The organism is Sutcliffiella halmapala (genome assembly GCF_002019665.1).
Lineage (GTDB): Bacteria > Bacillota > Bacilli > Bacillales > Bacillaceae_I > Sutcliffiella_A > Sutcliffiella_A halmapala.
Genome location: NZ_KV917375.1, coordinates 561,449 through 581,375, shown reverse-complemented (window position 1 = coordinate 581,375; position 19,927 = coordinate 561,449). Strand labels below are relative to the sequence as shown.

14 protein-coding genes are annotated in these 19,927 nt (G+C 36.4%); 7 read left to right on the top strand and 7 right to left on the bottom strand.

Going from position 1 to position 19,927, the window contains the following annotated elements; all coding sequences use genetic code 11:
- Nucleotides 1–60: 60 nt before the first annotated feature.
- From BK580_RS02650 to BK580_RS02625, 6 genes are all read left to right on the top strand, one after another.
- A complete protein-coding gene (locus tag BK580_RS02650; protein ID WP_078378834.1) occupies nt 61–2,046 on the top strand; it encodes a PAS domain S-box protein in 1,986 nt (661 codons plus the stop codon).
- A gap of 310 nt (nt 2,047–2,356) precedes the next feature.
- The gene (locus BK580_RS02645; RefSeq protein ID WP_078378833.1) at nt 2,357–3,736 is read left to right on the top strand and encodes a Glu/Leu/Phe/Val family dehydrogenase; all 1,380 of its coding nucleotides are present in this window, start codon (nt 2,357–2,359) and stop codon (nt 3,734–3,736) included.
- A gap of 227 nt (nt 3,737–3,963) precedes the next feature.
- A complete protein-coding gene (galE, locus tag BK580_RS02640; protein WP_078378832.1) occupies nt 3,964–4,974 on the top strand; it encodes a UDP-glucose 4-epimerase GalE in 1,011 nt (336 codons plus the stop codon).
- 355 nt (nt 4,975–5,329) lie between these two features.
- Entirely contained in the window at nt 5,330–5,836 is a 507-nt protein-coding gene (locus tag BK580_RS02635; protein ID WP_139364825.1) for a fibronectin type III domain-containing protein, read from the top strand.
- A gap of 150 nt (nt 5,837–5,986) precedes the next feature.
- Nucleotides 5,987–6,256, top strand: coding sequence for a leucine-rich repeat domain-containing protein (locus BK580_RS23255; RefSeq protein WP_139364824.1), 270 nt, complete (start codon nt 5,987–5,989; stop codon nt 6,254–6,256).
- Nucleotides 6,257–6,309: 53 nt separating this feature from the next.
- A complete protein-coding gene (locus BK580_RS02625; RefSeq protein ID WP_078378829.1) occupies nt 6,310–7,719 on the top strand; it encodes a leucine-rich repeat domain-containing protein in 1,410 nt (469 codons plus the stop codon).
- Between the two features lie 97 nt (nt 7,720–7,816).
- Here BK580_RS02625 and BK580_RS02620 read toward each other — a convergent pair whose 3' ends face one another.
- A complete protein-coding gene (locus BK580_RS02620) occupies nt 7,817–8,905 on the bottom strand; it encodes an acyltransferase family protein (RefSeq protein ID WP_078378828.1) in 1,089 nt (362 codons plus the stop codon).
- 246 nt (nt 8,906–9,151) lie between these two features.
- On the opposite strand from BK580_RS02620, the gene BK580_RS02615 reads away from it, so the two are divergent.
- The gene (locus tag BK580_RS02615) at nt 9,152–11,185 is read left to right on the top strand and encodes a cell wall-binding repeat-containing protein (RefSeq protein WP_078378827.1); all 2,034 of its coding nucleotides are present in this window, start codon (nt 9,152–9,154) and stop codon (nt 11,183–11,185) included.
- A 158-nt stretch (nt 11,186–11,343) separates the two neighbouring features.
- On the opposite strand, the gene BK580_RS02610 is transcribed toward BK580_RS02615, so the two are convergent.
- From BK580_RS02610 to BK580_RS02585, 6 genes are all read right to left on the bottom strand, one after another.
- Nucleotides 11,344–12,864 carry a cell wall-binding repeat-containing protein gene (locus BK580_RS02610; protein ID WP_078378826.1) on the bottom strand — a complete coding sequence of 507 codons (1,521 nt, stop codon included), beginning with the start codon at nt 12,862–12,864 and terminating at the stop codon, nt 11,344–11,346.
- A gap of 369 nt (nt 12,865–13,233) precedes the next feature.
- On the bottom strand, nt 13,234–14,730 hold the full coding sequence (locus tag BK580_RS02605) for a glycosyltransferase family 2 protein (protein ID WP_235864102.1): 1,497 nt from the start codon (nt 14,728–14,730) through the stop codon (nt 13,234–13,236).
- A 120-nt stretch (nt 14,731–14,850) separates the two neighbouring features.
- Nucleotides 14,851–15,738, bottom strand: a complete 888-nt coding sequence (gene galU / locus BK580_RS02600; RefSeq protein WP_078378825.1) for a UTP--glucose-1-phosphate uridylyltransferase GalU — start codon at nt 15,736–15,738, stop codon at nt 14,851–14,853.
- Between the two features lie 211 nt (nt 15,739–15,949).
- Entirely contained in the window at nt 15,950–17,125 is a 1,176-nt protein-coding gene (locus tag BK580_RS02595) for a Ger(x)C family spore germination protein (RefSeq protein ID WP_169864767.1), read from the bottom strand.
- A 2-nt stretch (nt 17,126–17,127) separates the two neighbouring features.
- Nucleotides 17,128–18,615, bottom strand: coding sequence for a spore germination protein (locus BK580_RS02590; protein ID WP_078378823.1), 1,488 nt, complete (start codon nt 18,613–18,615; stop codon nt 17,128–17,130).
- Nucleotides 18,572–19,687 carry a GerAB/ArcD/ProY family transporter gene (locus BK580_RS02585; protein ID WP_078378822.1) on the bottom strand — a complete coding sequence of 372 codons (1,116 nt, stop codon included), beginning with the start codon at nt 19,685–19,687 and terminating at the stop codon, nt 18,572–18,574. The genes BK580_RS02590 and BK580_RS02585 overlap by 44 nt, the downstream gene beginning before the upstream one ends.
- Between the last annotated feature and the right edge of the window lie 240 nt (nt 19,688–19,927).

The window sequence follows — 19,927 nt, the reverse complement described above, 5'->3', positions numbered from 1 at the left end:
TAATAATAGTAGATATTTCACCAAATTTTTCAAAAATATAGAAGGAAATGATGGATACCTATGATGATAGAAGAGAAATTCCAGTTTTTCTTTGAACAAATGGTTGATTTGGCATTCTTAGTGGAATGGAAAGATAATACGTTATGGTATACAAAGGTAAATCGTTCTGCACAGCAAAAATTAGGTGTAGAAATGGTAGGCAAAAAACTTATAGATGTTTTGCCTGAGTCTACCTTCCGTCTTCTTGAGATGAAATATCTAGAATGCATCTCAAAAAAGGAATCCATTAATTATATTGATTTAAATCTGTTTGTACCTGATATGCCTGCTTCTGAAACAACTTTAACTCCTATAATAGACGATGAGAAATTCTACGTACTCGCTATCACGAGGGATGTTAGTGAATTTAAGATGAAATCAGAGGATTACATTTTTCTGCATTCCCTAGTGGCTAACACTGTAGATGCCATGTTGGTGCTTGATACAAATGGGAAAATTTTAAAAATAAATGATGCGTTTAACACTAATTTTGGATGGACCCATGAAGAAATGGTTGGACGAAATTGGTATGAATTTTTATTTACACCCAATGAACTGAAAGCACAAGCAAATGCGATATTTATTTCTTTAAATCAAGGGAAAACGATACCGAACTTAGAAACCATTCGGCTAACAAAAAATGGAGATCCCATTCACACATCTGTAAGCTTTTCGACTATTACCGATGAGCAAAATAAGATTGTTGCCCATTCCATGATTTATCGAAATATTGAACACTTAGTAGAATTAGAAAAAAAATTAGCAGAAAGCAAAGAGGCGTACAAGTCACTCTTCTCTTACCATAAAAATGCCATACTGATGCTTGATACAAATGGTGTTATCCAAAAATGTAACGACGCTAGCGAAACGCTTACAGGATTTAAAAAAGAAGATATTATCGGAAGAAATTTAGGGGATTTCGTGAATGCTCAACTTGATCTCCAAAATAATCTACTGCAGCGAGCCATCGAAGGACAAGTAAATAGTTACGAGGTGGATGTATCTCATGCCTCCGGTTCTATTTTAAATTTCTATGTCACACAAGTTCCAATTATTGTTAAAGGCGATGTAACTGGAGTATATATCATTGCACAGGACATTACCGAGAAAAAAGCGATGGAACATGCTCTTAAGGATAGTGAAGAAAAATTCCGTTTAATTACTGAGCATTCTTCTGATTTAATAAAAGTACTGGATAAGGACGGCGTTATTTCTTATGTCTCCCCTTCCTATCGTATGATTTTTGGTGAAAACTATGAAAGTATCCTAGGCAAAGATCCAGTTTATGGCGTTCATAAAGAGGACCAAAAACTCATACAAAAAGCTATTGAGCAATTATATAAAAGTGAAGAATCACTGATAATCGAATATAAATATATCGATTATCTTGGAAATGAGATATGGGTTGAAGTCAATGGTAATTCGATTTTAGGTGAAGGTGCGCTAGATCAGATTATCTTAACCGGCAGAATTATTTCAGAGAGAAAACAGCTACAAGAAAAACTTACTTTCCAAGCCTATCATGATAGTCTTACCAATCTACCTAATCGTCGTAATCTTGAACAAGAGCTAGAAAAAGCAATAGCATGTGCACAAAACGACACTGGTAAGCTTGCCCTTCTTTTCTTAGACTGTGACAAGTTCAAAGAAATAAATGACACCTTTGGCCATGATGTTGGTGATTTATTGCTAGTCCACTTATCCAATCGATTAAAAGATTGCGTGAGATCAGAAGATATTGTCGCGCGTTTAGGTGGAGATGAATTCGTTATTCTCCTAAAATACGTGGAAGATACTGAGCAAGTTTTGAAAGTTGCCAACCGGATTCGAGAATCTTTAGAGAAGCCATACAATCTTGATGGAAATGTATTTCAAGCAACAACATCCATCGGAATCTCTGTCTATCCAACAAACGGGACAACAACAAAAGAACTCTTTCGCAAAGCCGACCAAGCACTCTACAACGTTAAAAACAGTGGCCGTAATAACTATCAACTATATAAATAGTAGTATAAAATAAAATTTCAAGAAAACCCCAAATGGTGCCAGGTACCATTTGGGGTTTTCTTGAAATTGCTCTGCCGTTAACAATCCTACGATATGATAACGCTTACTTCGGTGTGTTATACTATTTTAAAATACGGTTCTTTCTATAGTTTGATAGCTACGTCATTGTTGTTTTCCTATCCAATGCAATGAGATGAACGCAAGCACGACTATACATAAATCACGTAGACTATATAATAGAAGATAAAATTTTCAACTTATTAGAAAACAGTCAAAGTAGCGAAATATAGAAACGGAGTGGTTCCCTCTAATGGCAAATCAAACGAGACAAATTGTTCAAGATTCATTAAAGGCTTTATTAGAAGATGACGTTTTCCTCCCCGGGCTTCAAGGAGACGCCAGAGAGCAGGCTTTCACTTCACTTGGTGCGATTCTTTCCACCCCAAATCATGTTCATAAATCCTTCCTGCGAATTGCCTTAGAAAATGGCAACGTTGTTAGAATACCCGCTTTTCGTGTCCAGCATAATAACGCGTTAGGACCTTATAAGGGTGGAATTCGATTTCATGAGTCCGTAAATGAGGAAGAAGTAATGAATTTAGCAGCCTTGATGACATTAAAAAATGCGCTACATGACGTTCCATACGGAGGAGGAAAGGGTGGAATAATTATCGATCCACGCTCTTATTCGGTCAAAGATCTTCACCTCATTTGTAAAAAATATGTGCAATATTTCAGTGACATTATCGGACCTGATAAAGATATTCCTGCTCCTGATGTAGGCTCAGGTGAGCGTGAGATGGATTGGATGATGGCGGAATATAAAAGTATTCGACCAGGTCAGCCTTATAAAGGTAGCTTTACTGGAAAAAGCGTAGTAAATGGTGGTTCGTTAGGACGGCGGGATGCGACAGGAAAAGGTGTGTATTTTACTTTCCGCTACATGATTCATGATTTTATTAAACAACAAAAAAGCTTCCTTCAAAGTACCGAAAATGCCTTTGCCAAAACGGCACTTCAATTCGATGGACGCCCTCTTACACTCGCCATCCAAGGATTCGGAAACGTTGGCTCCGTTACTGCCCTAGAAGCATACCAGTGCCAACACCTACAAAAAAAAGTGGTTGCCGTAAGCGATCGTAACGTAACCTTATATAATTCCGATGGTTTAGATATCCCGGGGCTCGTACGTTTCACCGCTCTGAATAACGGAAATCTCCCAGAGACGGAGGAACAACTTAAACAAGCCAGCATAAAAGCTGTCATACAAGATCGCAATAACGTCCTTTATCTAGATGTGGATGTCTTAATCCTTGCAGCTTTGGAAGATCAAATCCACCAAAATAATATGGATAAAATAAAAGCTAAAATCATTGTAGAAGGCGCCAATGCTCCTATCACTAGTGAAGGAGATCGCTATTTAAGCGACAAAGGAGTCATCATCATCCCTGATATACTTGCAAATGCAGGAGGGGTAATCGTCTCTTACTTTGAATGGATGCAGGGGCGTGAAACCCAATTCTACACCGAGGACCAAGTGTACCAGCTCCTACTCAACAAAATGAAATCAACCATGGACACCATTCTCCCTACCTACTTCGGCGATCCTCTGCCACTCAGGCAGAACTGCTATATTCATTCGGTTATGAAACTATCGACTGTGCTATATCGTCAGGGAAAGCTTTATTAGTAGGTGACTGGAACTATTTTACATTAATTGAATTTCAAAATCCGCACCAACATGAAAACAAAAGGTCATATTCCTTCGACGGTGATAGGAATATGACCTCTTCTATTATTAATAGCTGCAACATTTTTTTAAAAGAGCTTATTTAAGTAGTAATAGTGCTGGCTATAATCAAGAATCAAGTTATGTTAAAATATAGAAGTATTTTGATTGAGGAGGTCCATATAATTATGGCTATTTTGGTTACTGGTGGAGCAGGCTATATTGGCAGTCACACTTGTGTAGAGTTATTAAATGCAGGTTATGAAGTCATCGTCTTAGATAATTTTTTAAATAGTAAATATGAAGCGATAAAACGAGTACAAGAGATTACAGGAAAAGAAGTTACATTCTATGAAGCCGACCTTTTGAAAATAGAGGAGATAGAGAAGGTATTTAACGAACATTCTATCGAGTCTGTCATTCATTTTGCTGGCTTGAAGGCAGTCGGCGAATCGGTTGAAAAGCCGCTATATTACTATCATAACAACATAACTGGTACTCTGTTGCTTTGTGAAGTAATGAAGAAATACGGTGTAAAGAATATCGTGTTTAGTTCTTCTGCTACTGTTTATGGAATGCCTGTTACTGTACCTATTTCAGAAGAATTCCCACTTAGTGCAACAAATCCTTATGGGCGTTCAAAACTTATGATTGAGGAAATTTTACGAGACCTATATATTTCTGATCAGGAATGGAGTATTTCATTATTACGCTACTTCAACCCGATTGGAGCCCATGAAAGTGGTCGTATAGGAGAAGATCCAAATGGTATACCGAACAACTTGATGCCTTACATCACACAAGTAGCAATCGGAAAGCTACCACAGCTGCAAGTTTTCGGAAACGATTATGCTACCATTGATGGGACAGGTGTTAGAGACTATATTCATGTAGTGGACTTAGCAAAAGGACATTTAAAAGCCTTAGAAAAAACTGCTACCTCAACAGGGGTTCATGCATTTAACCTCGGAACTGGTAAAGGCTGCAGTGTATTGGAAATGGTCCAAGCTTTTGAAAAAGCATCTGGCAAAGAGATTCCTTATCGCATTGTAGACCGCCGCCCTGGAGATATCGCAGAATGTTACGCAGCCCCAGAAAAAGCCATGTTAGAGCTTAATTGGTCTGCAGAAAAAGGATTAGAGGAAATGTGTAAGGATTCTTGGAAATGGCAAAATGAGAATCCGAATGGTTATGAATGATACAAGAATAACCTGATAAAAATAGTTAAAGCCAGACAAGCAAAATTAAGGAAGCATAGGTTAAAGGGTGCCTGCCCCCCGTTGCGTTAAATCGACGGGGGACAGGCACCTTTTTTGTCAAGAAAAACATTTACATATTTTATATAATATTTATAATAATGACAATTCACTAAAAACTACTTTAAGAGTATAGTCTTCTTGTTAGGTAAGGCATTTTAATAGTATCGGAGGATTGGTTTTATTTGAAAAGACATTTTTGGCTAAATATTGTGGTTGTGTCTACCTTACTACTTTCCTTATTAAGTCCACCAGTGTCGTGTGCAGAGATTCTAAGGACCAAGCTGTAGTATCATTAATGAAAGCAGTGCAGACCGAGGAAGGAGTTTCTCTTTTATGGGAAACAGTGAACACGGATATTCAAATTAGTAATGAGGTTCAAAGCTTTTTATTAGTAAAGAACGGTCAAGTAGAAGAAGTAACTACTTCAGTGGAAGATATAAATGAAAAGATCGAGACTAGTGGAACCGGTCAAGAAGTGAAGAAGGAAAGCTTCATTCAGGAAAATCTTGATGAATCTGAGGAGAATCTCTTAATTCTTGAAGCGATGTCTATTAGTGAAAATCCCTTTAGTGTTATGTGGTATGGCTCTGTTGATCGAACTCAAGGAAGAATAGCTAAGTACGAACTTTACTTAGATGAAACCCTAGTATCCTCAGGTGGACCAAGATTTGCTGACTACAAATTTACAAACTTAAATGCCGATACAACATATGTCGTAACAGTAAAAGCATTCAGTTCCTCTAATGTTCCATTGCTAGAAAGTTCTCTAGAGGTAAGTACTATTCCTAACCCAACTGGATAAATAGTAACATTTCCTGATGCAAACTTAACACAAGCGATTAAAGATCATTTAGGTGTTACGAGAGATCTTTACGAGAGTGATTTAAAGAATTTAACAATTCTGTTTGCTGCAGACTATGAAATCAAAAATTTAGCAGGATTAGAACGAGCAGTGAATTTAGAGACACTCTATCTTTACTTTAATGAGATTACCGATATCACGCCACTAGCTAATCTAACTAAATTAACTGATTTAGATTTGGAAGGAAATCAAATTTCTAATATTGCTCCTTTAAAAAGCTTAAGTAACCTATCTACTCTATGGTTATCGAGTAATCCAATTACAAATATAAGGGATTTGGAGCAGTTAAACCATTTGCAACATTTATACTTACATGATACACAAATCTCTAATATTGATTACTACAACTACCTCATTTAATAGAGGTTACCCTTTCTGGATCTCCTCTTGACCTATCTGAAGGATCTCCTGCCATGCAGGTTCTACATACACCGCATGAAAAAGAGGTATATATTGATATCTTTGATGGGGAAATTTCCGAAGAATACTTAGAACTATGGGCTGAGGGTGTTTCGGAGGAAAGCATTATTTCATCATGGTGGTTCAATAAAGAAAGTCAAGAAGAGTATAACTACAAGGTATATTTAGATGGCAAGCTATACGAAGAAACCACTGAAACATTTCTTGTTATCTCCGGCTTAGAAGCGGAAAAAGAATATGAAATTTTAGTAGAGATGTATAGTAAAGAAGGAGAGTTCCTTTTTGACGCATCAACTTCTGTCTCTACCTTAGCTCTTCCATCTGGTAACATAGTTTCAATCCCAGATGCTGGGCTAGAAGACTCGATTAGACAGTCATTATTCTTACCTGATCGGGTTATCTACCAATCAGATATGGAACGTTTAGAATTTCTCTTTTCAGCATTTATGGATATTAAAGACCTCACCGGACTAGAACATGCAACTCATCTAGAATTTCTAGATATAACTGGAAATCAAGTAAAAGAATTATCTCCTTTAAAGGATTTGTTGTACTTAGGCTACTTAAATGTTGCAGATAATAGTATTACGAACATTGATTCTCTCAGTGGCATGTATATTTACAATTTAGACTTGTCAGGCAATCCGATCTCTGATATTACAACGCTAGAATCACAGATTGACTTGGAGTATTTATATCTGCATAACACAGCAATTACTGATATTGAAGTGCTACTAAAGTTGGAATACCTTAGCGAGGTTTCACTTTTTGGAATCGAAGGATTAACATTTGAAGAAGGCACCTCAGAGTTAGCTGTTGTGGAACAACTTCTTGCAAGAGGAGTAAATGCCTTTTTAAATCAGGAAGAGTTTGATGGTTCTTCTCCTATCGCTATAAATGTTATTGATGTAACGGAAGATAGCATTGAAATCGATTGGACTTATGAGGGGGAAGAAGAAGTTACCTATTACTCCGCCTTTCTAGATCAAGAGTTAGTAAATACTATTGAGGAAGAAAACTATTTATTTTCCTACTTATCATCCGATACTACTTATGACATTACAGTAGCAGCATTTGATTTGGAAGACACTTGGATCGGCTGGACTGAGATAAGTGTGACTACCCTTGCTTATGATACAAATGAGGAAGAGAAAGAAAAACCAGAAGAAGATGGAGAAGAAGATATAACAGAGGAAGAAAATAAAAGCGAAGAAACTCCAACTGTGAAACCAGTAGATAAGCAAAAGGCAGAAGAAAATAAGACCTCTACTGATAAAAAAACAACTGGAAACAAATTACCTGTTACTGCCACAAATACCTTAAATTATATTCTAATTGGATTCACTTTATTGATTTTAGGGTGTGTAGGTGTTTACTTCTCAAGAAGAACAGTTTTATCTTGAGATTGTTAATCTAATATTACTAATCTCATAAAAATGCTTTGCAGACTTTCCTCTGCAAAGCATTTTTTCAAGACTTCAAACGTTACAGCAGTAAGGGTCAGGCACTACGATTAAGAAGCCGTCTCTCTATCTTTTCTCCTAAGCAATCCTTTTCTACTTTATTCACCTTACCAACAATGAACTGACCAATTGGTAAGATATTTATGATTTTTGCCATCCACACAGAAAACAAAATCCCCATAATAAACATAGAAATTCCATATATACCTACTGGCAACTCTGGAAGGATTAAATCACCAATATTAAATGCTAAGAAATGTAATAGATAGATAGGAAAAGAGTAATTATTAATAAAGCGGATTAGCTTTGGTATTCGTTGAATATAAGAAAATGTATACAGAAATACAAAGAATAATGAAATCGTGTAAAGTATTATATCCAATCTCATAGAAGACACCTCTATAAGAAGCCCTGTCTTAAAAACAAGAAATATTGTATAACCACAAATAATAGTCGTCATAACCGAAAATGGTAATCCCCATGCACGGTGTTTTTTTATTTCCCTCAAGTTCCTACCTACATAATAAGCAACAGTAAAGTAAAAAATCCACCCGAAAAATGGCACTCTCACAAGCGAAAACCAGTTTTGCATAAAAGTAGGGAACGCTTCAATTTGAAAATTCACTAGATAAAGGTACACACCATTTATAATAAATGTTATCACTAGCATTTTCCAAACTTTAACATGATGAAGCCATTTAACATATACAGTATGTATCACTACAAACTGCAAAATAATTATAATAAAATATCCATGCCAGGTAGCTAGTAATATATTTTCTATTAACGCTATTCTAAATTCTTCCCAAGATAAATGATTAACAATTTTATAATAGATTCCATATAGAAATGGTACCGTTATGAATGGCATCAATAAATAAAGAAAACGTTTTTTAATAAAATTTTTCGGTAAGTTTTTTGAGTAAACACTGGCCAAAACCACTTCGAATATCATCACAAACATTGGCGTTGCGAACATAAAGAATACTTGGATGGTTTTCAACATGGTGTTGGTAAATTCGTTTAGTTCGAAATTATTATAAATTCGTGTCAACACATGAATGAATACTACACTTAAACAAGCAAGCACCCGTATCCAGTAAATTTCGGTGATCTGATTTCTCATGAGCTCCTCCTTTTTACCAGGTTTCAGTCTAACATCAAATTTGCCATAAACGGGTTTTACTCTTAAATTGTAAAATGATTTTAAAAGTGTAATATGGGTGAAAAATAATGCAATATTAAATAGAAAATAGTTCAAGAACAGTATTTTATAAACAATTTTTCTGCGATCTATCAATAATCCACCTAGGTAACCTCCCCTATTTATGATAATATTTAATAGGACTTTTATAACAGAGGAGGAAACATCTTGGTAAAAAGAAAAGTATTGGTAAGTCTAATTGTATTAGTCGGACTTTGGTTGATACCAACCTTTGTTCAAGCTGCCGAACGAGTAAGTGGTTCAGATCGCTATTCTACTGCGGTGGAAATTTCGAAGGCGGGCTGGGCAGTAACGCAAACTGTCATTATTGCACGTGGAGATAATTTTCCAGATGCATTAGCCGGTGGACCACTAGCATATTATTATGATGCTCCTATTCTATTAACATCGAAAAATAGTTTAAATGCTGTTACAAAAAAAGAGATAGAACGATTAAAAGCAACACACGCTATTATCCTTGGAGGAGAAGGTGCAATATCAAAGGGTGTAGTTGAGCAAATTAAGAAAATGAATTTATCAGTGGAACGTATTGGAGGAAGCGGTCGCTACGAAACAGCCGCTCTAATTGCAAAGCAAATTCCACATGACGAAGTGGTAATCGCAAATGGTTTAAACTTCCCTGACGCTCTAGCCGTAGCTCCATATGCTTCACGAAATGGGATTCCTATTCTACTAACTGAAGTTAAAACTTTACCTGCGGTTACAAAGAATATCGCAGACAAAAGTAAAAAGCAATACATCATTGGCGGGAATGCCGTTGTTCATTCAACTGTTGCATCAAAGTTTGCTAATCCTGTTAGATTAGCAGGAAGCGATCGCTTTTCCACCACCAAAACGATTATTGAAAAACTGCCTCTAGATAATCATAGAGCATATGTTGCAACGGGAAATAATTTCGCTGATGCGTTAACAGGCTCTGTATTAGCAGCTAAAAACAATGCACCTATCCTCCTAGTAAGTACGGACCGGATTCCTACTCCTATCCAATCCATTATAAATGAATTTTCTACTTTTTCTGTCCTAGGTGGAAACGCAGTAGTTAACAATGCCGTAGTAAAAGAACTGGAAAAAATAGAACAAGTAAATGGTATCGTCGTTAACTTTAAAGATAATGGATTAAAAATGATGGTCGCAGATACACTCGGTATTCCGTATGAAGCAAAGGAAAAGGGCGATACTATTGAGTTAGTCCATATAGAACGCGAAATTACAAGTCTAGATATGCTAAAATTGGAGACCCTCGGAAATCAAACTCGTTACTACGACTTTTTTGTAAGAAATTTAGAGGGGCTACAATACGCAAAAAATTTACATTCATTAGAGGTACAACAAAATGCATCAGACTTTGCACCCTTAAAGGGGTTAACGAAGCTTAAACGTCTCGATTTAAGTTCTTATTATAACTATAATCATGAACACGTACATGATTTATCAGCATTAAGCAGTTTTTCTCAATTAGATACGCTATTTTTAGCTAATCTTAATTTAAAAAACAACACAAGATTCCTAGAAAACCTTACTCAACTAAAAACAGTGAGTTTATCTAATACAAATATTAAAGATATTTCTAACTTAGGAAAGCTTGTAAATATTTCCGACTTAGATTTATCGGAAAATTCCATTTCAGATGTACGACCATTATCCAACCTATCAAAACTTGAATATTTATCTGTAGATATAAACGAAATCAGTGATATTAGTTCCTTAAAAGGGCTTAAAAAACTAGAATCTTTAAATCTGGGTTACAATAATATTAAGGATTTCAGTGTTGTGGGAAATTTTAAAAATCTACAATCATTAGCTCTACATAATAATCCACTTGAAAAAGGTTTTGCAGAGTTAGGAACGTTAAGTGCGCTAAAACATCTGCACTTCCAACAAAATGGTTTATCCGATATTAGCTTTTTAGCACCATTAACTAACTTAGAGCGTCTAAGCATGACAAATGATAGTATTACAGATATTAGTGTGTTACAAAACCATACTAAATTAAGTCTACTAAATTTAACCTATAATCATATTGAAGATATCAGTCCACTAGTGAAAAATGCTCAAAATAGAAGCTCCATTGGTCCTGGAATCAACTTCTTTATCGCTATGAATAAGCTAGATCTTTCAACTGGAAGTAAAGCAACTCATGCCATAGAAGAGTTAAAAAAATTAGGCATAAACGTTTATTAGTATTCCTATAATGATTTTGGGTTTTTCTGGAACAGTTTTCTCTAACAATACTGCGCTGCAAGTCAGCAAAGTTTCAAAATGAAAAAGGTGTCCATCCATGTTAATTAGTAACATGGATGGACACCTTTTTACTTCTGCACACCACTTAAACATGTGTCCTAATATTCATTTAAGTACTGTGACAAAATAAGATCATTTTTTTTCATAAACAAGGCATGCTCTACCCCGACATAACGCAAATGCCAAGGTTCATATATATAACCTGTAAGATGCTCTTTCCCTTTTGGGTAGCTGATGACAAAACCGAAACTCGCTGCATGTTCTGCAACCCATTTCCCTTCTTTAGTAGTACCAAATCGCTCTACAAGATCATAATTCACACTAGCACTGGTAACATCCATTGCTAGGGCTGTTTGATGTTCACTTTGACCTGGTTTTGCACTAAAACGATTAGCCTCTGCCTCTCCATATCGTTTAACATAATTACGATATAGTGATTCTTGTGTAGAATAGGAACGATAGCCTGATTGTGCGTACAGCTTGACACCAGCCTTATCCGCTTCGCTAAACATTTTTTCCAAAGCCCCTGCAGCTTCTTTTACCAAGTGTTTACGTTCTGAAATTGTAGTAGAGAAACGTACATTGGGTACGACCATATTTTTGGGTACAAAGTTTTTAGAGAGATGGTTTTTCTTATCTACTACTCTAATAAACTCACTATTACGATCAATGATAGGGCTATTAATTTTCTTAGATATAGAGGAGTCCACTGCTTTTGTTCCACCAACTATCAGATACCTTGTCAGTTTTTTTTCTTTCACATATTGCTTTACTACATTATCAGCTTTATTTTGTTTTACTAGAATAATAGGAATATTCATCTTCGCTGCAAGTACAGAACCTGCCAAAGCATCCGCATAATCCTCACCAGTTACAATCATTATTTCGTTAGAATTCGAAAAATACCGTTCTGCAACTTCTACCGATGTATGATAGCGGCTAGCACCAGCTATTCTTGTAGGGTTAGGCAGTTTACTAAGCACATTATTATCTAATACGCCCGTTCCTCCTATCACCAAAGTATTTTCCACACTCTTCAGATAATCTACGACATCTTTATTATTTACTGACTTAGAATCTAGTAAAATAATTGGGAGCGTATTTCTAGCTGCATGGGAGGCAATCACCAATGCATCTGGATAATTATCTTTGTTAGCTACAATCACATTAGAATGTGTTGGATTCATGTATTTCGCTACCTCAATAGACGTCTCCACTCTATCTCTCCCATAAAGACGCTCTACCTTTACTCCTAATGATTTCAAATGGGATTCCACTTTAGGAGTAATAGCATTTGTTCCTCCTACGATAATTACATTTTTGGCTTGTAGTCTTTTAATTTCTTGAAGCGTTGTATATGGAATTGCCTCACTATTAGTTAATAATATCGGCCCATTAACAGAGAAGGCTAATGGAGAACTAGTTAGTGCATCTGCGAAATTATCTCCTCTAGCAAGAACCACTGTGTCTGCTTTATTCCAGCTTTTTTTCGAAACTTCAACCGCAGTTTCAAAACGATTTTGACCTAAAATTCTACTCTCGGAAGCTTCTACTTGCTCTGAAAAACCAAGCAAAATGATAAGAGTAACTAATATAAAATAACTAAAGCGTTTTTTCATCTTTTCTCCTCCTTAACAATTAGTAAATCTGCTAAAAAAATCATTCTGCTATTATTAGATTTAAATAAGAAACTAGTTATCACTCTATCAATACCATCTTTTCACAAACTACTAATATTTTACAGAACAATTCAACATATGTCTCTATTTATTTCTACTAAATACATTAAAAATATTTTTAGAGATGAAATAATTGGAAAGGAGAAAAACACCTGAAAATTCTAGTTACCGGCTGAACAAGTTAACTTAGAAGTCTTAAAGTGAAAGTGTGTCTATTTATTAGACATAGTATTAAATGAAGGAATCATACAAAAAAGATAGAATCTCTCCCAATACAGAGGAATTCTATCTTTTTAATAAAAATTGTCCTTAAGCGGTATGTCTCCCTCGAAGTGTCCAAATTTGATACACCATCTGAATTGATTGAAGGATAGTGAGATAGGTTAATATTGTCCAGCCTATCATTAAATAGGGGAATACTGCTCCTTGCACTACCGGACTAGTAAAGTAGTCTCTGAGATAGACAGTGATAATACTTAATGTTGTGATGGATAAGCAAATAAGAAGGATTCCCAGTCCCAATTTACTACGGGTCTTTCCACTTTCTGCATTATACTGGTTTGCCCAGCCATCCTTCTTGTTAACAGATAATTTGTCCAGCCAAACTTGACAAAAGGTTCGTAGATTGACCCATAAGTATATTTCCGGACTGATCAATATAGCTGCTAAAATTACATCGATTGGACGATGCATGGGTGTTTTGGCAGCTAACATGACATTTAAAATCGATGCTAGAATAACAGGAGTTATCCATATCCAGGACCAGCTATATTGAGCAGTTACTAAGGAGAGGGTAAGAAGCGAGACAAAAAATATTCGTATGGATAAATTAGAAAACATATTAAGCTGGGATCGCCAAAGCCTGCCAGTATGTCTCGTTTTAATGGCTATCTCTCTACTAGTCAACAGATCAACTGTGCCTGCTTGCCATTTGTTTCTTTGTTGTCGAAAAGCATGGTAATTTCTCATAGCGTCAACAAAGCAACGCGCACTTGGACTAATCAATGTTTTCCAGCCAGCTTTTTGTAATTGCCATGTCAGGAGCATATCCTCTACATCACTATCATTTTGCCAAGGTGCATCCAATTTATTTTTTTCAACAATATCCATAATGGCTTCCGGTCGAAATAAAGACGCTTGTCCTCCAAGGACATACGTACTCCCACCATGATACTGTAAATTTAGTAGCCAGCTTGCCATATCTTGCTTTTGTTGATGCGTCCACCAACGTGTAAGGGGACCGCCGTACTCTCCACTAGCGATTTTTTCTTCATAATGAGGATCATCTAATGAAAGCATGCTTTTCTTTTTCGGCATCCTCATCGTATACTTTGCCATTACCCCTCCAATGTTGCGGGCACTCATCAAACCCTCCCAAAGCTCCTTTAAGGCATTGGGAGCGAGTCTACTATCCGCATCCATACCTAGGATTGCTTTAACGGAGTTTTTATACATCTGTTGATACTCACTTAATTCTAAATTAAAAATGTTAAGTATATCTCCATAAATAGTTTTCCAGGCACTGTTTAAAGCCCCTACCTTTCTTTGCTTGTTATTTTTAGTGACAAGTACTTTCAACATTAATCCTAACTCCTGTCCAGCCATCATCGCTATTTCTTCCGTTCGGTCTGAACAGTTATCAGCAATAACAAAAACATCCATCTCTACGCCAGCAGGTAATACCTGATCCTTCAATCCCTCTAGACAATCACGAATGGATTTCTCTTCATTATGAGCAGGAATAAACGCCACAATTCTAGGTCGCATATAAGTTTTTTTAACTTTTGATACTTTTGTGATTTCCATATCCCTAGAAATATTGAGTTTAAGTTTACTGTACTTTACAGTTTTTACTGTCAACTGTCTCCCCCACCTCAACGTTTTCTCTATACTATTTTTAGTTGTATTCTTCCATACAACCGCTCCTTACCAATTCACCGCAAAACGTGCCATCACATCACTTAAATGAGCTAATACTTCTTTTCGTAAATCTTCCCGCTGCAGAGCAAAATCTACTTGGGCTTTAATAAAACCAAACTTATCTCCAACGTCATATCGATCTCCTTCGAAATGAAAAGCTAATACTTCTTGCGTTCTACTCAAAACAGAAATAGCATCTGTCAGTTGTATTTCTCCCCCAGACCCAGCAGGTAAATCTTCCAAAATCGCAAAAATTTCTGGACGCAAAATATAACGACCCATAATGGCGAATTTCGAAGGAGCAGCTTCTATACTGGGTTTCTCAATTAATGCTTCGACATTCATGACATTTTTTTCCATATCATAGCCTCTCGTAGAAATGATTCCATATTTAGACACTTCCGCTTCTGCCACACCCTGTACCCCAACAACAGACGCGTTATATTTATCAAAAACATTCATCATTTGCCCTAAGCACGGCTTACTTGCATGTACAATGTCATCACCAAGCATGACTGCAAACGGCTCATTCCCAATAAATTTCCGAGCACACCAGATAGCATGACCCAAGCCCAAAGGCTCCCCTTGTCTAATATAATGAATGTTTGCTAGATTGGAAATTTCCTTTAACGCTTCTAGCTCTGCTACCTTTCTCTTTTTCGCTAGAGTTTCCTCCAGTTCATAAGATTTGTCAAAATGGTCCTCTATTGCTCGTTTTCCCCTCCCACTGACAATAATGATATCTTCTATTCCAGATTGAACAGCTTCCTCCACAATATATTGAATGGTAGGCTTGTCCACGATTGGCAACATTTCTTTAGGTTGTGCCTTTGTTGCTGGAAGAAAACGTGTTCCTAAACCAGCTGCTGGAATGATGGCCTTTCGGATATTCATATTACTCCTCCTTTTGTTTTTTGAAATTCCTACCAAAAATTCGCAAAATATTTACTTGAAAGACTAAAATAGTTCTAATATCCTTAAGTTATGCTCGGTCATTTCAGTTCATGACATATGTCGCGATTCATTAGTCCTTTTTCTATCAAATAAAAAAAAACTGACTATGAAAATAGTCAGGATGGATTGTTCACGGGAATATAACTCTTTTTCAATACTCAAACTTCAAGCTATTCGAATGAATCAGCTGCACTTCAAACTTTATTTCCTTAATAGAATCCTCATTTAAGTAGAAACTACTTTCGTGTTCTTTTTCAAACTTTTTGACATGAGCCTGATGGTATTGGTACCATTCAGTTCCAAGATTGTACAAATCCGCTTCGAGCTCAAGACCTTTTTTAAAGGTATTCATTATCTCGTCATGATAGGTCTCTTCTAGATGTTTTTGAAGCTTAGAAATGGGAATTTCCTTTAACACTTCAAGTATCTCTACCTTTGCTTTTGCAGTTAAAGTAAATTTCGGGTAGCCTTCTGATGTATCGACATCAATTTTTAATTCTGGATAGTTCGTCCGAATAACGGTATGTGTTTTTTTATCTCCTTTAATTTCCTCTGTCACATGTTCAACCTTACCTTGGTGACTATCATTAATCCACCTGACTCCTGAAATTCCCTCAACTGGTAAATAACCTTTGTATTCTTTTTGATGGAAAACGTAAACTCCATTCAGATACAACAACGGGTAATTTTCATCATTCTTTTGCCAATCCTTCCGATTAATAGCGATGGAGGGCAACATCAATGTTTTATAGGGCTCTCGAAGATTAATCAATACCTCTCTTAATGTAAACGGATGGACATAAAGACTATCGTCCCCAAGCTGCTCTGGATTATGGAGAATCGTATAAATAGGTGGATATTCGAATAGAGCATTCGTCTGTAAAATCTCGTGTATCGAGACATCATGTGTAGCAAATATATAGGAATTATGCCGGATAGATCTATTTCTTCCTAAGTTAGCAAGGAAATTATCTAAGTCTGTTGTCACAAGCTTATCTCCCAGAATAATGGAACGGAGATGACCAAAGTAAAGCGGTGGTTGGGCACTATGATACAAGTCACTAACAGCTAAATTCAAAGTGTTTCCCTGAGCCTCTCCATGCCAAATTGGTGCTTCACCTGTTTCTTTTCCCGCTTCTTGTTTGGCTACATTAGAAAAGTCCAGCGCCTGTAAATAAACCTTATATTGTTCCTCTTCCGGTAAGAACTCTGCACCAATCGACACAACGTACGTCAAATCTTGAATATTTTTCAAACCGAAGCAGCCTGATAAAGGAAAGGCGAGAAATGTGATAATCAGGATGATTCCTAATTTGTTGAAATACAAGATTATTCCTCCTGTCTAGTTGAATCCTTTGTTTGTAGATAACCAGGCCTGCTGTTATAAAAAAGAGAAGGAAGCCGAAAAAAGGACTTTAGAACTTCTCTCTTTTTTATCGGAGCGAGAGTTGCTAAATACGGCACGCCGAAAGATTGAAGACTTGCTAAGAAGATGGAAATAAGAAAGAATGATAAAACGACCCCAAAAATGCCAAATATAGCACTTAGCGCTACAACCGAAAGACGAATAATGGTGATGGCTGTACTAAAAGATTGGTTTACTAAGGTAAAGCCGGAAATGAAAGTAATCGCAACAACGACCAACATCGTCGGAGAGGTCAATCCTGCTCGAATGGCAGCATCCCCTACAATTAGCCCCCCAAACACCGCTACAGTCTGCCCGATTGCCTTTGGTAAACGGACGCCAGCTTCGTTAAATAATTCAAATAAAATGAGCATAATAAACATCTCAAGCGGGGTCGACATTGGAATACCGTAACGGGAGACAGAGATAGTGGCTAGAAAAGGGTATGGGATTTGATCTAGGTTAAAAGCCGTCAATGATAACCAAAATCCAGGTAATAAAGTTGCAATAAATAAGGCTACTAACCTAATCAACCGCTCAAATGTCGCAAAATAGGGATTAATATTAGCATCTTCTGCAGACTTGAAAAGATGTGCAACACTAATTGGAGCAATCGATACTGTAGGCAGTCCATCAACTATAATCACGAATCTGCCCGAATTGATTGATTCCACTGCAAAATCAGCTCTTGCCGTATAATTAAATAAAGGAAGTAATGAAAAAGGATGATCGCTAAGTGCTTCCTCTAAGTATTGATTCGTATGAAGAATATCGACATCTACTTTTTTTATTCGCCGCTTTAATTCCTTCATAATCTCTGGATTTATAATGTCTTTATCGTAAAGAATCGCTACGTCCGTATTACTTCTTTTTCCAAGCACGTATGTATCTACGACCAGGCTTTTTGTTTTATAACGTCTTCTAATTAGAGCGATATTCGTGTAGACATCCTCTACAAATCCATCTCTTGGTCCTCTAATAGTTGGTTCTGTCACTGGTTCTTCTGGTGCTCTGTTTGGAAGCTTTCTAATGAGAAGTGTATAAGTCTCGTTATTCACCACCATCACAAGCTTTCCGTTTAAAACCTCACTAAGAACCGTCTCCTCATTAAAGAATTGAAGCTTTTCCTTATACAACGGAACATTTGCTAAAAATTCAGTTGGTGAAAAATCGTCGCTCTTTACCTTTGGCATAATAAATTCATCAATATATTTCAGGTCAACTAAGGTCTTACAGTAAAGCCATTCCACCTTTACTCGCTTGAGTGGGTTTGTAAAGAAGCTATTGTACTCAATATCGACGCTTTCCTTTACAGTAGAGTAGATGGTTTCTAGTTTAGACTTTTTGACCTTTTTATATGAGGTAGCATTAGCTTGAATTAGAACTATTTTGCGACTCCGATTTTTGGTCATTTCCTCTACTCCTTACTCTATTGTGGAAGAAAACAAGTGTAAATAATAACATAATTAGTAAAAACGTAATCACAAGTGAGAAAGGTAAATAATATTGAAAGAAGTAACGGGTAAACAGAATCCCATTTAGTGGATATAGGACAGCGATAAACAATATGGCATATAAAAGCAGCACAACTTTTTTGTTATTTTTTATAAAAGAAGCCACGATAAAAATAAAAAAACTAATGCGAATAAGAGCTCCACTTGTCCATTGAAACAAACCTAAAAAATCAAAATGAGGAATGTACTCACCTAATTTCAACAAGCGCCACTGCTCAAATGCAGGATACCTAAGATTGCGTGCTTCCATTGGACCAAACTCCATTAGTGCACCGGTTAATGGACCGAGCATCAAACCTAGCAACAGGAACCCTAATAGTAAAAGGCTTCTGAACTTTATTTTGTCCTCCAAATGGTGTTGCACAAAAAGAAGCATCGCAATCTCAACCAATCCACTACACGCATACACCATCCCTTGTAATGGATACTTAATTCCATCCTCTAGCACCGGAAGTAATAATCCAGGATTTTTGTCACCTGTATTTGCACCCATAATGAAAAATCCTAAAAACATGACAAGTGGCAGTAAAACTCCCGCCAAAATACTAAGGGTGCGTATTCCTGCAAGTGTAGCAATCAGGCAAACACCAAGTACAACCACAATCGTAATTAAGGTTGGTGTATCAGGGAGAAAATAAGAATTTAACCATATATTCGTATCGATCATCGTTGCATAGCTATTAAAGAAAAGTAACAGTAACAACGGCCAACATATGATGATGGCAGCTGGCTTTCCAATACTCTCCTTTAACCATTTATAAATATTTTGCTGGTTTGTTTTCTTACTTATAAAATAAATCATCCACAAAAAAATCGTAAATGGTATAGCCGAGAAAAGAACACTCACCCACGAATCCCTTCCTGCACTCTCTAATAGGGCAGGCATAATCATGACATGACTTAACAAACCATTTGTCAGAACAAACAATAGCATCACTTGTCTTGTCAACAAAACCTTCGTATGCAACATATCACAGACCACCCTTAAAGAAGATGCTATTATTGTTGCTTGCGAGAAGAAAATTATGTAAGTTTGTAAATTAAATGCAGAAAATAAAGCTTCCTTGATGGTAGATAGAAGAAAAGTATCTTATTAACTATAAATAAATCTAAAAAAATAATCCTCATCTGATAAGACGGGGATTAAAGGGATCATTTATGCTGATTTATCACTTCTACAATTGTACTCTCAAAATTAAGGGGAATACTC

What these genes read in the sequence shown, in the direction of transcription:
- BK580_RS02650 (WP_078378834.1), top strand. Translation starts at nt 61, where the DNA reads ATGATGATAGAAGAGAAATTCCAGTTTTTCTTTGAACAAATGGTTGAT.
- BK580_RS02620 (WP_078378828.1), bottom strand. Translation starts at nt 8,905, where the DNA reads ATGAGAAATCAGATCACCGAAATTTACTGGATACGGGTGCTTGCTTGT.
- galE (WP_078378832.1), top strand. Translation starts at nt 3,964, where the DNA reads ATGGCTATTTTGGTTACTGGTGGAGCAGGCTATATTGGCAGTCACACT.
- BK580_RS02635 (WP_139364825.1), top strand. Translation starts at nt 5,330, where the DNA reads ATGAAAGCAGTGCAGACCGAGGAAGGAGTTTCTCTTTTATGGGAAACA.
- BK580_RS02645 (WP_078378833.1), top strand. Translation starts at nt 2,357, where the DNA reads ATGGCAAATCAAACGAGACAAATTGTTCAAGATTCATTAAAGGCTTTA.
- BK580_RS02590 (WP_078378823.1), bottom strand. Translation starts at nt 18,615, where the DNA reads ATGACCAAAAATCGGAGTCGCAAAATAGTTCTAATTCAAGCTAATGCT.
- BK580_RS02585 (WP_078378822.1), bottom strand. Translation starts at nt 19,687, where the DNA reads ATGTTGCATACGAAGGTTTTGTTGACAAGACAAGTGATGCTATTGTTT.
- galU (WP_078378825.1), bottom strand. Translation starts at nt 15,738, where the DNA reads ATGAATATCCGAAAGGCCATCATTCCAGCAGCTGGTTTAGGAACACGT.
- BK580_RS02625 (WP_078378829.1), top strand. Translation starts at nt 6,310, where the DNA reads ATGCAGGTTCTACATACACCGCATGAAAAAGAGGTATATATTGATATC.
- BK580_RS02605 (WP_235864102.1), bottom strand. Translation starts at nt 14,730, where the DNA reads ATGGAAATCACAAAAGTATCAAAAGTTAAAAAAACTTATATGCGACCT.
- BK580_RS02610 (WP_078378826.1), bottom strand. Translation starts at nt 12,864, where the DNA reads ATGAAAAAACGCTTTAGTTATTTTATATTAGTTACTCTTATCATTTTG.